A 12,779-nucleotide genomic window follows, 5' to 3' on the forward strand; every position below is an offset into this window, starting at 1 on the left:
GAGCAGGCAATAAAAAAGCGGCGTTGTTCACCAGGAACAACGCCGCTTTTTTTGTATCGAGCAGCCCGTCAGAAGTCGTAGCGCAGGTTCAACATGGCATTACGCGGTGCACCGTAGTGGCCGTAGTTCCCGGCAAAACCGGCATAGTACTTTTCGTCGAACAGGTTGTTGATGTTCAGGGTAGTGCTCAGGTGATCGGTGACTTGGTAGCGTGCCATCAGGCTGGCCACATAGTAGTCATCCTGTTTTGCCCAAGTCTGGTAACGGGTGAAGTACAGCGATGTGTTGGAGTTCCAGTTGACGCCGCCACCGACAGTCAGCTTGTCCCACTCGCCGGGCAGGCGGTAGGTGGTCCAGAAGCGTACCGTGTCGGTGGGCAACTGGGTCAGCTGGCGATTGCCGTCGGAATCCTCGGTACGGGACCAGCTATAGCTGGACTGCACATTCCAGCCCGGCAGAACCTCACCGGAAAGCTCCAGGTCGACACCCTTGGTCTTTGCGCCGCTGACAGCCTTGTAGGCGTTATCATTGGTGTTCGGGATCGTTTCGCCAGTGGCGACACCCAGGTTGTCACGCTTGATGTAATAGAGCGCAGCGTTGGCATTGAGGCGGCTGTCGAAGAACTCACCCTTCCAGCCAACCTCGTAGTTGGTGCCTTCCACGGGGTCCAGTGGCTTGTTGTCGATGTCCCGGTTTGCTTGCGGCTTGAAAATATCGGTGTAGCTGACGTACACCGACTGTTCGGGGGTCAAGTCGTAGACAAGCCCCGCGTACGGCGTGACCACCCCGTTTTCTTTCATGCCGTAGTCGACCGGCGTCAAGGCCACGTTGTTGAGCACCTTCGAATAGTAGTTGTACTCGTAGTCGCTACCGCGTGCACCCAGGATCAAATGCAGATCATCGGTAAAGTTAAGACGCGTCGCCGCGAAATATCCGCGTTGCCGTGAGTTGATGTTGAAGTCCAGCAAAGGCGTGTAGGTATCCGGCTTGGGCAGCTCGTTGTCCCAGGTATCGAAATCGAAACTTTGCGTACCGCCGGTGTAGGAGAAGTGTGTGTTGTCGTATTCTTGATAGTTGTAGCCGAAAATCAGCTCATGTGTCTGGCCAAAGGCCTGGAAGGGCCCTTGCAATGTCACGTCTATCCCTTTTTGTGTCTGGTCGGCCCAGGATTTTCCGCGTTCGGCATTGGCGCGGTTGGTTGCCGGATCCAGGCTGGAAGTAACGCTGTTGGTGGCGTAGTAGGCAACGCCTACGTCACGGTCCACATCCATGTAGTTTGCGGCCAGCTTGAGTTGCCAGTCATTGGCAAGCTGCTGGTCGATGTTGATGGTGTAGTTGTAGGTTTCGTAATCATCATACGCCCAACGTGCCCCCGCACTGGTCGAGCGCGAAAAGTTGGTTTGCTGGCCATTGTTGTACATCAGCGGCACGCCTGGGGCGCCTGTGGCCTTGTAGGTCTGATAGTCAACGCCGAAACGCACCAGCGTGGTATCGGTCACATCGGCTTCGATGACGCCATAAGCAATGTTCTTGTCCTGGCTGTACCAATCCATGAAGGTGTTGTTGTTCTGCTTGGCTGCGACAAAGCGCCCGCGCAGTTTGCCGCTGTCGACAAGCGGGCCGGAAACGTCCGCTTCCAGGCGGTTGTAATCCCAGGAGCCGACGGTACCTTGGACGTATGACTGAAAATGCGCGGTCGGGCGCTTGTGAATGACGTTGACCACGCCGCTGGGGTCGCCTGCGCCGGTCATCAGGCCGGTGGCGCCGCGCACGATTTCCACGCGGTCGTACAAGGCCATGTCCATCAACGTACCGGGCATGGTCCGCGTCTGGTTTTCCTGGGTCGTGGTCACTCCGTCGATCTGGTAGGTGTTGATCTGGCTGCCACGCGAGTAGATGTTGAAACGCTCACCGCCATCCTGGGACATGGTAATGCCCGGTGCCTGGGTCAGCACTTCGCTCATCGTATGCAGTTGCTGGTCATCCAGGCGTTGGCGGGTGATGACACTGATGGTTTGTGGTGTTTCGCGAATCGACAGATTCATCTTGGTGGCAGTACTGGTGGAGCCAGTAGTGTAGGAACCCGTGCCTTCGGTAGTGGCCCCCAGGCCAATGCTATTGACGTTGGTCGCCGAAAGTTCGACCTGGCCGTCCTTTGCACTTGAGCTGGCCGTCACGGTCACGGTGTTGCCATCGATCTGGTAACGCAAGCCGGTGCCTTGCAGCAATGTCCGCAACGAAGACTGCAGGTCATGCTTGCCTTTCAGTGCTGTGGAACGCACTCCACTGATATCCTCCGGGCTATACAGCAACTGGGTATCCGTCTGCTTGGCCAGCGCCTGCAGCGCCGAATTCATCGACTGCGCCGGAATATCCAACGTCCATTCCTGCGCCTGCACCTGGGCAACCAGCGCACCGGACAGGGCCAGGCCCAGGCCGATGCGCGACAGTGCGCGCTGGGGGCGAAGGGAATGACGGATCAGTAACGCTTTGGCAAGCGGGTTGAGCGGGCCGGGCAAGGACTTGGACATCTATTGCGGTCTCGTTGGCAGAGGGGTTTTTAGTTATGTCAGCTATGTGACGCAGCACCCGAGAAAAACCGGAACGATTCTTATTGGCGATTTTTTTCAGGGCTGCTGCGTCTACCGCGTCACACCTTCACAATTCGCGTGCTACGCGAAAGCCGAGGAAGTCACCACGGGTGGTCTTGAGGCGGTCGTTGCGGTTGGCCGAGCGGGAGAAGATCGGCGGCTCGCCCCAGTCGTTGCCACGCATGTGCGCGCGGATGCATTTGGGGTCGTGGATCCAGGCGCTGCCGTCGCTGGGGGCGCCTTCGTAGCTTTCGTGATAGCAGTCGGCAACCCATTCGTAGACATTGCCGTGCATGTCGTACATGCCGAAGGCGTTGGCCGGGTAGCTGCCCACGGGCGAGGTGAAGGCGTAGCCGTCCTTGGGGCCGTAGGTGTTGGCGTGCTTGCTGATTTCGTACTTGCCCGGCTCGTCGAAGGGGAAGGGGAAGGGCCCGGTCGAGCCGCCGCGGGCGGCGTATTCGCGCTCGGCCTCGCTGACCATGCGGTAAGGCTTGCCGGTGGTTTTGGCCAGCCACTGGGTGTAAGCCTGCACTTCGTCGTAGTCGACGCACACTGCGGGTTGGCGGGGGCCCTGCTTGTAGGTCGGCTGGCTGGCTTCGCACCAGCGGCCTGGGCGCTCGTCGCCGCTCTTGATGACGGTGCCGGTGGCCTTGATGTAGGCGTCCAGTTCACCCGCGGTAACCTGGTAGCGGCTCATGGCGAACGGCTTGGCGAAGGTCACGGTGTGCAGTGGGCCCTCGTCGGGCTGGCGGCCGACTTCGTCGTCGGGGGCGCCCATGACATAGCTGCCGGCGGGCAGCACGACCATTTCCGGGCAGTCCTTGCAGTCTTTGAACACATCGCCGGGCTTGGCGGCGTGGGCGTAGGCGCTGACCAGCAGCAGGCAGGTGATCTGGGCTGGCCGGTAGAGCCAGGTGGATACGTTCATCGGTACTCCTCGAAGCAGGTGAATGCGTGCTGCGTTTCGCATTCAGACGAGTCGGGGTGGTGGAAAATTAACCAGTGCATGTTCAGCCAGCGCGGCCGCTCCTACACAGGGGATCGAGTGATGCAGGGATGGTTGCCAGCCGCAAAGCACCGGGCTATAGTCCAGCCCATTGTTCTCTTCCCGAAGACCTGTTCATGCCAGCCAGCCCTTCCACCACATGCTTTGCCATCGCGCCAGTCGCGGGCATGGTCGTGCGTGGCAGCCAGCAGCCGGTCATGATCAGTCACTACCCACCACCTTTCAGTGGCGTTGTAGGCGGCGTAGCTCCGCCTCCTTGCGTGGTCGTGCTGGGCTGATCGGCTTCTGGCCGCATCCCTTCGCACACGCAACCTACTGAATACGGACGGCTACTTCCCTCGCTGAAGCGCACGCCGTCCGTTTGGCTTATTCGCCTACTATCAGGTGGCAACACATGTCTGTCTTTAGCAAAGCATCCGTGGCCTCGGCGGCCACTACCAGCCTGTTCGTCCTGCTGTGGAGCAGCGGGGCGATCGTCTCCAAGCTGGGCCTGGCGCATGCCAGCCCGTTCGCGTTCCTGCTGTTGCGTTCGGCATTGGCCCTCACCGGCCTGTTGCTGATCGGCCCGCTGCTGGGGCTACGCTGGCCGCGCAGTCGCGGGGCCATCCTGCGGGCCCTCGGTACCGGGTGCGTCCTGCTCGGTGCCTACCAGATCTTCTACCTGTTGGCGCTCAACACCTATGTCACCCCGGGCATCATGGCCACGGTGATGGGGGTGCAACCGATCCTTACCGTGGTGCTAATGGAGCGCCAGCGCTCCTGGAGCCGCCTGTTCGGCCTGGGGTTGGGCTTGAGCGGCCTGATCATGGTGGTCTACCAGGGCATCAACCTGGGCGGGGTGTCGCTGGCGGGCATGCTGTTCGCCCTGCTGGCGCTGGCCAGCATGACCTTTGGCTCGATCCTGCAGAAGCGCATCACCGACAACCCCATGGGCACGCTGCCGCTGCAATACCTGGCCGGTTTTGCCATGTGCGCGCTGTTCGCACCGCTGCAGCCGCTGCAGGTGCAGTGGACCGGCGGCTTTGTCGGTGCGTTGCTGTGGATGGGGCTGGTGGTCTCGCTGCTGGCGACCTTGCTGTTGTACCGGCTGATCGCCAAAGGCAACCTGGTCAATGTCACCAGCCTGTTCTACCTGGTGCCGGCAGTCACCGCGGTGATGGATTTTCTCATCTTCGGTAACCGCCTGGCGCCGCTCAGCCTGCTGGGCATGGGGATGATCGTGGTGGGCCTGCTGTTCGTGTTTCGCAAGCCCGCTGCCCGTTTGGCCGAGGCGTAAGCCTTAGCGGAACTCTTCGGGGATGGCGTGGCGCAATACGCCCTCCTCGAAGTCCAGTAGGCCGGCTTCGCGCTGGGTGAGCAGGTAGTAGAGCAGGGTGTCGAGTGACCGCTGCGGCGACACTTCGACGGCCAGCATCTTCACTGCCGGTTCGGTTTCGCAGGCGCAGCCGAAGTCCTGCAAGGCGGCGCGGACCTGGTCCAGGGTTTCCGGTGGCCGCACGACAATCCGGAACACCGAGCTGCCGCCACTTTGGCGCAGTTCGGCGAACCAGGTTTCGCCGGCCTCTTCGCGGGTGACGATCACGTCGCCCGGGGCAATGCCGTAGACATGAAACGGAATGTTGTCGATGGCATAGCCACCTTCTACCGCCTTGGCCCACAGGCCCTCGACCGAGGCCGGTGGGTAGCCGTTGGCGTCCTGTGCCAGGCGGAACAGGACCTTCTTGTACGTGCTGTCCATCACACCTCCCGCTTCAGTTGCGCGCCGGGCGCAGCACCAGCCACAACGCCGCGCCAATCAGCAGGCCGCCGTACAGGTGCGCCATCGACAACGGCTCATCGAGCAACCACGCCCCCCACACTACGCCGAATACCGGGATCAGGAAGGTAACGGTGCTGGCTTTTACCGGGCCGATTTCGGCCAGCAGGCGGAAATACAGAATATAGGCGAAAGCGGTGCACAGCAGGCCCAGGCCCAGCAGCGACAGCCAGACCTGCCAGCCACCCCAGCTCGCCGGCGGCTGGGTGAGGGCGCTCCAGGCAAACAGCGGGGTCATCAGCAATGTAGCGCCGAGCATGCTGCCCAAAGCCGAAAGCCGGCTGTCCAGGCCGCTGACCCAGCGCCGTGCGAGGAAACCGGCAAAGCCATAGCAGGTGGTGGCGGCCAGGCACGCCAGGGCCCCTTGCACCAACGCTGTATCGAAGGCGACCGGGCCGGCGCCGCTGAGGATGCCGACGCCGAACAGGCCAAGGAAGATGCCACCGAGCTTGGGCAGGGTCATGGCCTCGCGGAAGAACAGGGCACCGATCAGCACACCCATCAGCGGGGTCGTGGCGTTGAAGATCGCCGAGTAGCCGGCGGGCAGTACCTGTGCGGCCACCGAGTAGAAGGTGGCGGGGATGCCGGAGTTGATCATGCCCAGCACCAGGCAGGCGCCGAGCTTGCCCTGAAAGTCCCAGCGCACGCGGGCGGCGGCGAGCAGCGCGATCAGGCCGAGGCAGGCAATGGACACACGGAAGAACGCGGTCGGCACCGTGCCCAGCTCGGGGGCGATGATGCGCATGAACAGAAAGCTCGCCCCCCAGACGGCGGCAAGGGTCAGCAGGCGGGCTAGGGCGATGGGGCTCACAACGGTCTCCGGAGGCAGGGCAGGGGCGCGAGTGTACGCCAGGGTGCGGGGGGATTCTTGTGCTTTCTTGCGGTGTAAACCTGTGCCGGCCTCTTCGCGGGTGAACCCGCTCCTACAAGGGGGGCACCGATTTCAGGCTGTGTGCGGTCCCTGTAGGAGCGGGTTTACCCGCGAAGAGGCCCGCACAGGCGCCGCATTACGAACAGGCCGACTAAGCTCTCTATCTCACCTTGCCCCGAGGCGTCCCCCATGCCCCAGCCCTGGCCCGCAGTCGAAATCGCCCGCACCATCCTCGCCGGCTTCGACGACTACCGCGACCACTTCCAGCGCATCACCCTCGGTGCCCGCCAGCGCTTCGAGCAGGCGCGCTGGCAGGTTATCCAGCAGGCCGCCGCCGAGCGCATCAACCTCTATGAAGAGAAGGTCGCCGAGGTCAACGGCTGGCTGCGCCAGGCGTTTGCGGCAGACGTGCTGCTGGACGTGGAACAGTGGCCACTGGTGAAGAACGCTTACATCCACCTGATCGACCCGCGCCTGGACGACGAGTTGGCCGAGACCTGGTACAACTCGCTGTTCTGCAGCCTGTTCAGCCACGACCTGATCAGCGACGGCTGCATGTTCATCCACACCACCCGGCCGTCCATGCGTGGCCGCGAACGGGCTGCGCAAACCCGTACCTATCGGCTTGAAGGCAGCCTGAAGGGTTTGTTGCGCGCGCTGTTCGCCGATTACCCGTTCGATGTGCCCTATGGCGACCTGGAAGGGGACCTGGCGCGCCTGGAAGAGCAACTGCGCGAATGCCTGCCTGACTGGGTGTGCAAGGACCCGGCCCTGGCCCTGGAGCTGTTCGTGCCGGTGCTGTACCGCAACAAGGGCGCCTACCTGGTCGGGCGCCTGTACAACGGCGACGAGCAGTGGCCCTTGGTGATCCCCCTGCTGCACCGCGAGGGCCACGGCATCGAGGCCGATGCGTTGATCACCGACGAGGCCGAGGTGTCGATCATTTTCTCGTTCACCCGCTCGTACTTCATGGCCGATGTGCCGGTGCCGGCCGAGTTCGTCAACTTTCTCAAGCGCATCCTGCCGGGCAAGCACATTGCCGAGCTCTACACCTCAATCGGCTTCTACAAGCAGGGCAAGTCGGAGTTCTACCGCGCCCTGATCAACCACCTGGCCAGCAGCGACGACCGTTTCGTCATGGCGCCGGGGGTGCGGGGCATGGTCATGAGCGTGTTCACCCTGCCGGGTTTCAACACCGTGTTCAAGATCATCAAGGACCGCTTTGCGCCGTCGAAGACGGTTGACCGTGCCACGGTGATCGACAAGTACCGGCTGGTGAAAAGCGTCGACCGGGTAGGGCGTATGGCCGATACCCAGGAGTTTGCCGATTTTCGCTTCCCGCGAAGCAAGTTCGAGCCCGAGTGCCTGACCGAGCTGCTGGAGGTGGCACCCTCGACCGTGGCACTGGAAGGCGACACGGTGCTGATCCGCCACTGCTGGACCGAGCGCCGCATGACGCCGTTGAACCTGTACCTGGAGCATGCCAGCGAGGGCCAGGTGCTGGAGGCGCTGGAGGATTACGGCCTGGCGATCAAGCAGCTGGCGGCGGCGAACATTTTCCCTGGCGACATGTTGCTGAAGAATTTCGGCGTTACCCGCCATGGCCGGGTGGTGTTCTATGACTACGACGAAATCAGCTTCTTGACCGAGGTTAATTTCCGCCATATCCCGCCACCGCGTTACCCGGAGGACGAAATGTCGGGCGAGCCGTGGTACTCGATCGGGCCGCATGACGTGTTCCCCGAAGAGTTTCCGCCGTTCTTGTTTGCCGATATTGGCCAGCGGCGGTTGTTCAGCCGTTTGCATGGGGAGTTGTATGACGCGGATTACTGGAAGGGGCTGCAGGCGGCGATACGTGAGGGGAAGGTGATTGATGTGTTTCCTTATAGGCGCAAGGCCCGCTGAATTTGCTTTAGCAGGCCTGGCCTCTTCGCGGGTAAACCCGCTCCTACAGGGCAATCACCGCCTGTTGTAGGAGCGGGTTTACCCGCGAAAAGGCCAGGCCTGCTTACACCATCATCCCTTCAAACACTTCAACTCACTGAAATCGGTGCGCACCTTGCCCAGCCGCTCCTGCAGAAACCGCCGCTGCTGCGGGGAACTCTGCTGCACCAAATCCACCAGCAAACTGCGCGCCTGCTGCTCGGTATTCTGATACGCCGCCCGGTACTCCGGCGTCCACAAGCTCTCCTTGCGCTGCAACAAGGTCGCGAGGCGCGGCTCGAAGCTGGCGTCGTTGCGCTGGTTCATCGCCAGCAGCAGTTGCTGCTGCCAGTGGGCGCGGTTGGCGATCCATTCACGGTTCTGGTCACCCAGCGCCGCGGACCAGGCTTCTACCCGTTGCTTCTGCACCGGGGTCAGCTCGCCAAACCACGGCGTCAGGCGTTTTTCCATGCGCTCGCTACGGCGGGTTATTTGCTTGGCCAGCGGGGTATCTACATATTTTTTCTGCCGCTCGCTGATGTCGTCGCGAAACGCCTCGCGCATTTCCGCCACCTGGCTGTCGCTCATGCCGCGCAGCAACTCGGCGGCCGACGGGGTGATTTCCTCGGCCACCACGCCAATCGCCTGGCGGGCTTCGCGGGTGCGTTGCTGCAGGGCCTGGTCGGTCACCTGATTATCGGCGACCATGCCGCGTACCCGGTCCAGCCAGTCGAGGTAGCCGGGCAGCTGGGTTTTGCAATGCCAGGCCAGGTGTTGCTTCAGGCGGTCGTCGAGCAGGGTTTTCTGCTCGCGGTTCATGTCCAGGTAATCGCCCAGCGACCACGGTACCAGGTGGTCAAGGTTGCGGTAGGCCAGGTCCATGCGGCTGCAGGCGGCAAGGGCCAGGGCGAGGCCGATGGCGATAAGCAGGGCTTTGGACAGGCGGAGTGGCATGTGCTGTTCCTTGCTGGGACTGGCCAGACGGTAGACGCAAGGGGCGGCTGACGGTTCCACTGTATCAGCGGCCGGGCGACACGCTGGCTTCAGGTGTAGAATAGCCTCCTTGTCTTGAGGATCATCGGAAATGGCTCTGCTTGGGCGTTACAACAGTTTGCAAATCGTGAAACACGTGGACTTCGGTCTGTACCTGGACGGCGGCGCCGATGGCGAGATCCTGCTGCCCGGGCGCTACATCCCGAAAAACGCCGAAACCGAAGTCGATGACTGGCTGAACGTGTTCATTTACCTGGACAGCGAAGACCAGCTGATCGCCACCACCGAGAAGCCCAAGGTGCAGGTTGGCGAGTTTGCCAGCCTCAAGGTCAAGGACATCAACGGTGCCGGCATCTTCCTCGATTGGGGCCTGTCCAAGGACCTGCTGATGCCGTACTCGGAAGAAGCGCGGCAGCTGAAGATCGGCGACTACTGCGTGGTGCACGTGTACCTCGACAAGCGCACCCGCCGTATCACCGCCACTTCACGCCTGGACCGTTACCTCGACGTTGCCCCGGCCGACTACAAGGTGGGCCAGCCGGTCGAGCTGCTGGTGGCAGGCGAAACGCCGATGGGCTTCAAGGCCATCATCAACAACCGCCACTGGGGCCTGATCCACAAAAACGAGGTATTCAAGTTCCTGCGTTCGGGCATGCACGAGAAAGGCTTCATCAAGGAACTGCGCCACGACGGCAAGATCGCCCTCAGCCTGCAGCCGGTAGGCGCGGCCTTGGCCGACAGCCTGCAAGAGCAGATCATGGCGCGCCTGGAAGCCGAAGGCGGGGTGCTGGGTGTGTGTGACAAGAGCGACCCGGCGCTGATCAGCAAGCTGTTCAACGTCAGCAAGGGCAACTTCAAGAAGGCCATTGGCGGCCTGTTTAAGCAGGGCCTGATCGTCATCCATGACGACCGGATCGAAAAGGCCTGACGGCCTTACGCCTGCACGAAGTTGCGGAAGTCCAGCTGCTCGCCACCCGGACGGGTGTCGCGCAGCAGCGAATCGCGGTCGGCGCTGAGGGCCAGGCTGATGGTCGAGCGGCGCTTGCCGGGCTTGCGCACTTCCATTTGCTCCAGATGGGCCTTGAGGAAGTTGGTGGGCACCTTCAGGTGCTGCAGCTCATCGTTTTCCGGGGTGTGCAGCAGCAGGTTGACCCAGTCGGCCTGGCCCTTGCCCAGCAGCGCCACCGGCACTTCGAACCACCACAGGTTGCGTTTGTTGTCCAGGATGGCGAACAGGGTGTTGCTGCTGTTCAGCACCGGGCGGGCCAGTGCTTCGTTACGCCGGGCGATGGCGGCGGGTTTGTCGAGTTTCATGCAGGTTCCTGCGGGTTGACGCTATGAAGGCTTGCATTGTGAGGGGTGGCACGGGGGCGGGGCAAGGTTTGATGGCTTTGTCTACAGGCGGCTCGGTGTTTGGCGGATACGCGGTCCATGTAGGAGCGGCCTTGTGTCGCGAAAGGGGCGCGCAGCGGCCCCACATTTGCAGCTTCGCCGCCGGAATTGCCGGGGCCGCGTTGCGGCCCTTTCGCGACACAAGGCCGCTCCTACACTGACCGCAGTAGCCGGAGCAAGCGGTTCGTTACCGCCGAACCGGCAGGCTCAACTCAGAAGTAGCCCCATCAGCGGTAGTCACAGTCGCAGTAACGCTGCGCAACCCACCCATGTTTTCCAAAACCTGGGCAAACCGCGCCTGCCCCTGCTTGTCGCTGTTCACCAGCACTTCCCCAAGGTACTGCTCGGCCTCGGTGCCGTCCGCTTCGGCATTACCAAAGAACTCCACCCGCAACAGGCTCGACGCCGGCCCCTGTACCTCACCGCGCAGCACATTGCCATCCAGCGCAACCAGTTTTGGTGCCTGCTGATTATGGTTGGGCAGCGGCTGGCACGGCTTCGGCTCGCCCTTGGCATCGCAGATGATCGCCTGGTCCTTCTTCGGCAAATCGGCCCCGACCCCGCGTGACCCTACATATAACGCATGCGCCTGGGCCGGCACGCCAAATACGATGGCGCCGGTGCGCTGGTCGGGTACGCACGAGCCTCCGGCCTCACAGCGGCGGATATCCTGGCTGTTGCCCCAGATGCGGTTGCCGCTCAGGCGCGTGGCAGTCACCTCGGGCTCCGGCCGCAGGGCCACGCCGATGCGGTTACCGTGGATCAGGTTGCCGTCGAGGATGTTGCCCTCGCCGGTGACGCTGACGCCAATCGAGTTGCCGCTGAAGGTGTTGGCCGCCAGGTAGTTGCGCTTGCCCCAGTTGATCTGCATGCCGTCGGAGTAGTTCTCGAAGCGGTTGCGCACCACGCTGTTGTCGTTGCCCAGCAAAATCTCGATGCCTTGCGACGGCTCGGGGTTGGCTGCGGTGGAGCGGAACAGGTTGTCGGCCACCAGGTTGAACGCCGCGCCGCGGGTCAGCTCCAGGCCGTCGCCGTTGTCGATCAACTGGTTGCGCAGCACCTTGTTGTTGTTCGTGGTGGTGGCGGTGGGGTTACCGGCGCCGTCGTCGCCGGTCAGCATGATGCCGGCACCGCCTTTGTTGGCGACAATGCGGTTGTCTTCGATCACGTTATTGCTGGCGCGGTTGACCAGGATGCCGATGCAGAAGTTGCGCACCTCCAGGCCACTCAGGTGCACGCCCTGGGTGTCACGCAGCACCAGCCCTGGGTTGGTGGTGGTGCGCACGTTGGTGCCGAACTGGCCGGGCAGGGCGCCGGGGCAGGTACGTACGCCTTGGTCCTTGATGTAGGCCGAACCGTCGATGGCGATGTATTGGCCGTCGTGGGCCCAAGGCAGGCCGGTAATGCTGACCGGGCCTTTGATTTCCGGCAGTGCGCGGGTGGGGCGTATGACATAAGGCGCTTTGCCGACCGCCGCAATGTCGATGCGGTAATGGCCGGGGTTCTGGTTGCTGGTTTCGATGGCCCAGCGCAGCGAGCCGGGCTGGCCGTCGTCGCTGTAGCGCTCGACACGCAGGGTTTCGGGGCTGACCGGTGCGGCGGCCAAGGCAGGCAGGGGGAGCAGTGGCAGCAAGGCCACCAGCGCAGGCATCAGACGCATGGGTGCGGGTATCCGTAAGACATTGTTGTTATCGAGTGCCAGCCTGCTTCGGGCGGACGTTTGCGGGGGATTCTAGGGCAGTGGTGCGGGCAGCGTAGGGTCGCCAGGGTTATTTGGTGCGGTATTCGCCCGTAGTTTTACCGTTCGGCTTGTGGCTGGAAAATTGGTTGAAACTCCTGGCGCAGACGTTGGGTCCACCCTCTGTCGACACGGTTCACGTGTCTCCATTTGCAGGAGTTTTGCCATGAGCGGTACTAAAGACAAAGCGAAAGGCCTGGCCAACGAGGCGATCGGCAACGTGAAACAGGGTGTTGGCAAGGTGACCGACAACGACAAGTTGCGGGCCGAGGGCAAGGCGCAGGAAATCAAGGGTGAAGGGCAACAGATCAAGGGTGATATCAAGGATGCGGTGAAGAAGCCTTGATTTGAGGTGGCCTGTGCCGGCCTCTTCGCGGCTGAAGCCGCCCCTGCATTGGGCACTGTACGCCGGCCAATGTAGGAGCGGGTTCACCCGCGAAGAGGCCCTC

At 62.3% G+C, this 12,779-nt stretch carries 11 protein-coding genes; 4 read left to right on the top strand and 7 right to left on the bottom strand.

All coding sequences use genetic code 11. The annotated features are described in order from the left end of the window. Positions 1–68 precede the first annotated feature (68 nt). Both ACIP02_RS04210 and ACIP02_RS04215 read right to left on the bottom strand, forming a co-directional pair. Positions 69–2,531, bottom strand: a complete 2,463-nt coding sequence (locus ACIP02_RS04210; protein ID WP_400613537.1) for a TonB-dependent siderophore receptor — start codon at positions 2,529–2,531, stop codon at positions 69–71. 127 nt (positions 2,532–2,658) lie between these two features. Continuing rightward, positions 2,659–3,519 carry a formylglycine-generating enzyme family protein gene (locus tag ACIP02_RS04215; protein ID WP_400613539.1) on the bottom strand — a complete coding sequence of 287 codons (861 nt, stop codon included), beginning with the start codon at positions 3,517–3,519 and terminating at the stop codon, positions 2,659–2,661. Between the two features lie 472 nt (positions 3,520–3,991). Here ACIP02_RS04215 and ACIP02_RS04220 point away from each other — a divergent pair, with 472 nt between their 5' ends. Continuing rightward, complete coding sequence (locus tag ACIP02_RS04220) at positions 3,992–4,873, top strand: DMT family transporter (RefSeq protein WP_400613541.1); 882 nt, start codon at positions 3,992–3,994, stop codon at positions 4,871–4,873. 3 nt (positions 4,874–4,876) lie between these two features. Here the strand turns inward: ACIP02_RS04220 and ACIP02_RS04225 are convergent, their stop codons facing one another. Together ACIP02_RS04225 and ACIP02_RS04230 are read right to left on the bottom strand one after the other, a co-directional pair. Continuing rightward, entirely contained in the window at positions 4,877–5,335 is a 459-nt protein-coding gene (locus tag ACIP02_RS04225) for a DUF4265 domain-containing protein (RefSeq protein ID WP_400613543.1), read from the bottom strand. A 13-nt stretch (positions 5,336–5,348) separates the two neighbouring features. Next, positions 5,349–6,224: a DMT family transporter gene (locus tag ACIP02_RS04230; protein ID WP_400613545.1), complete on the bottom strand. Its 876-nt coding sequence runs from the start codon at positions 6,222–6,224 to the stop codon at positions 5,349–5,351. 249 nt (positions 6,225–6,473) lie between these two features. Here ACIP02_RS04230 and aceK point away from each other — a divergent pair, with 249 nt between their 5' ends. Beyond that, positions 6,474–8,189, top strand: coding sequence for a bifunctional isocitrate dehydrogenase kinase/phosphatase (aceK, locus tag ACIP02_RS04235; RefSeq protein WP_400613547.1), 1,716 nt, complete (start codon positions 6,474–6,476; stop codon positions 8,187–8,189). 111 nt (positions 8,190–8,300) lie between these two features. Here the strand turns inward: aceK and ACIP02_RS04240 are convergent, their stop codons facing one another. Further along, positions 8,301–9,161: a DUF6279 family lipoprotein gene (locus ACIP02_RS04240; protein ID WP_400613550.1), complete on the bottom strand. Its 861-nt coding sequence runs from the start codon at positions 9,159–9,161 to the stop codon at positions 8,301–8,303. A gap of 130 nt (positions 9,162–9,291) precedes the next feature. On the opposite strand from ACIP02_RS04240, the gene ACIP02_RS04245 reads away from it, so the two are divergent. Then, on the top strand, positions 9,292–10,128 hold the full coding sequence (locus ACIP02_RS04245; RefSeq protein WP_400613552.1) for a S1 RNA-binding domain-containing protein: 837 nt from the start codon (positions 9,292–9,294) through the stop codon (positions 10,126–10,128). Positions 10,129–10,133: 5 nt separating this feature from the next. Here ACIP02_RS04245 and ACIP02_RS04250 read toward each other — a convergent pair whose 3' ends face one another. Further along, entirely contained in the window at positions 10,134–10,514 is a 381-nt protein-coding gene (locus tag ACIP02_RS04250; protein ID WP_400613554.1) for a hypothetical protein, read from the bottom strand. Positions 10,515–10,779: 265 nt separating this feature from the next. Further along, positions 10,780–12,252 (bottom strand): nitrous oxide reductase family maturation protein NosD, encoded by a 1,473-nt coding sequence (locus ACIP02_RS04255; protein ID WP_400613556.1) that lies wholly within the window; start codon positions 12,250–12,252, stop codon positions 10,780–10,782. A 244-nt stretch (positions 12,253–12,496) separates the two neighbouring features. Here ACIP02_RS04255 and ACIP02_RS04260 point away from each other — a divergent pair, with 244 nt between their 5' ends. Continuing rightward, positions 12,497–12,676: a CsbD family protein gene (locus ACIP02_RS04260; RefSeq protein WP_325979805.1), complete on the top strand. Its 180-nt coding sequence runs from the start codon at positions 12,497–12,499 to the stop codon at positions 12,674–12,676. Positions 12,677–12,779: the final 103 nt, after the last annotated feature.

This window comes from Pseudomonas sp. NPDC089408, assembly GCF_044749445.1.
In the GTDB taxonomy this organism is placed as follows: Bacteria; Pseudomonadota; Gammaproteobacteria; order Pseudomonadales; family Pseudomonadaceae; genus Aquipseudomonas.

Bases quoted from the DNA above. Each gene is read 5' to 3' on its own strand.
- ACIP02_RS04210 (WP_400613537.1), bottom strand. From the start codon at position 2,531: ATGTCCAAGTCCTTGCCCGGCCCGCTCAACCCGCTTGCCAAAGCGTTA.
- ACIP02_RS04215 (WP_400613539.1), bottom strand. From the start codon at position 3,519: ATGAACGTATCCACCTGGCTCTACCGGCCAGCCCAGATCACCTGCCTG.
- ACIP02_RS04220 (WP_400613541.1), top strand. From the start codon at position 3,992: ATGTCTGTCTTTAGCAAAGCATCCGTGGCCTCGGCGGCCACTACCAGC.
- ACIP02_RS04225 (WP_400613543.1), bottom strand. From the start codon at position 5,335: ATGGACAGCACGTACAAGAAGGTCCTGTTCCGCCTGGCACAGGACGCC.
- aceK (WP_400613547.1), top strand. From the start codon at position 6,474: ATGCCCCAGCCCTGGCCCGCAGTCGAAATCGCCCGCACCATCCTCGCC.
- ACIP02_RS04240 (WP_400613550.1), bottom strand. From the start codon at position 9,161: ATGCCACTCCGCCTGTCCAAAGCCCTGCTTATCGCCATCGGCCTCGCC.
- ACIP02_RS04245 (WP_400613552.1), top strand. From the start codon at position 9,292: ATGGCTCTGCTTGGGCGTTACAACAGTTTGCAAATCGTGAAACACGTG.
- ACIP02_RS04250 (WP_400613554.1), bottom strand. From the start codon at position 10,514: ATGAAACTCGACAAACCCGCCGCCATCGCCCGGCGTAACGAAGCACTG.
- ACIP02_RS04255 (WP_400613556.1), bottom strand. From the start codon at position 12,252: ATGCGTCTGATGCCTGCGCTGGTGGCCTTGCTGCCACTGCTCCCCCTG.
- ACIP02_RS04260 (WP_325979805.1), top strand. From the start codon at position 12,497: ATGAGCGGTACTAAAGACAAAGCGAAAGGCCTGGCCAACGAGGCGATC.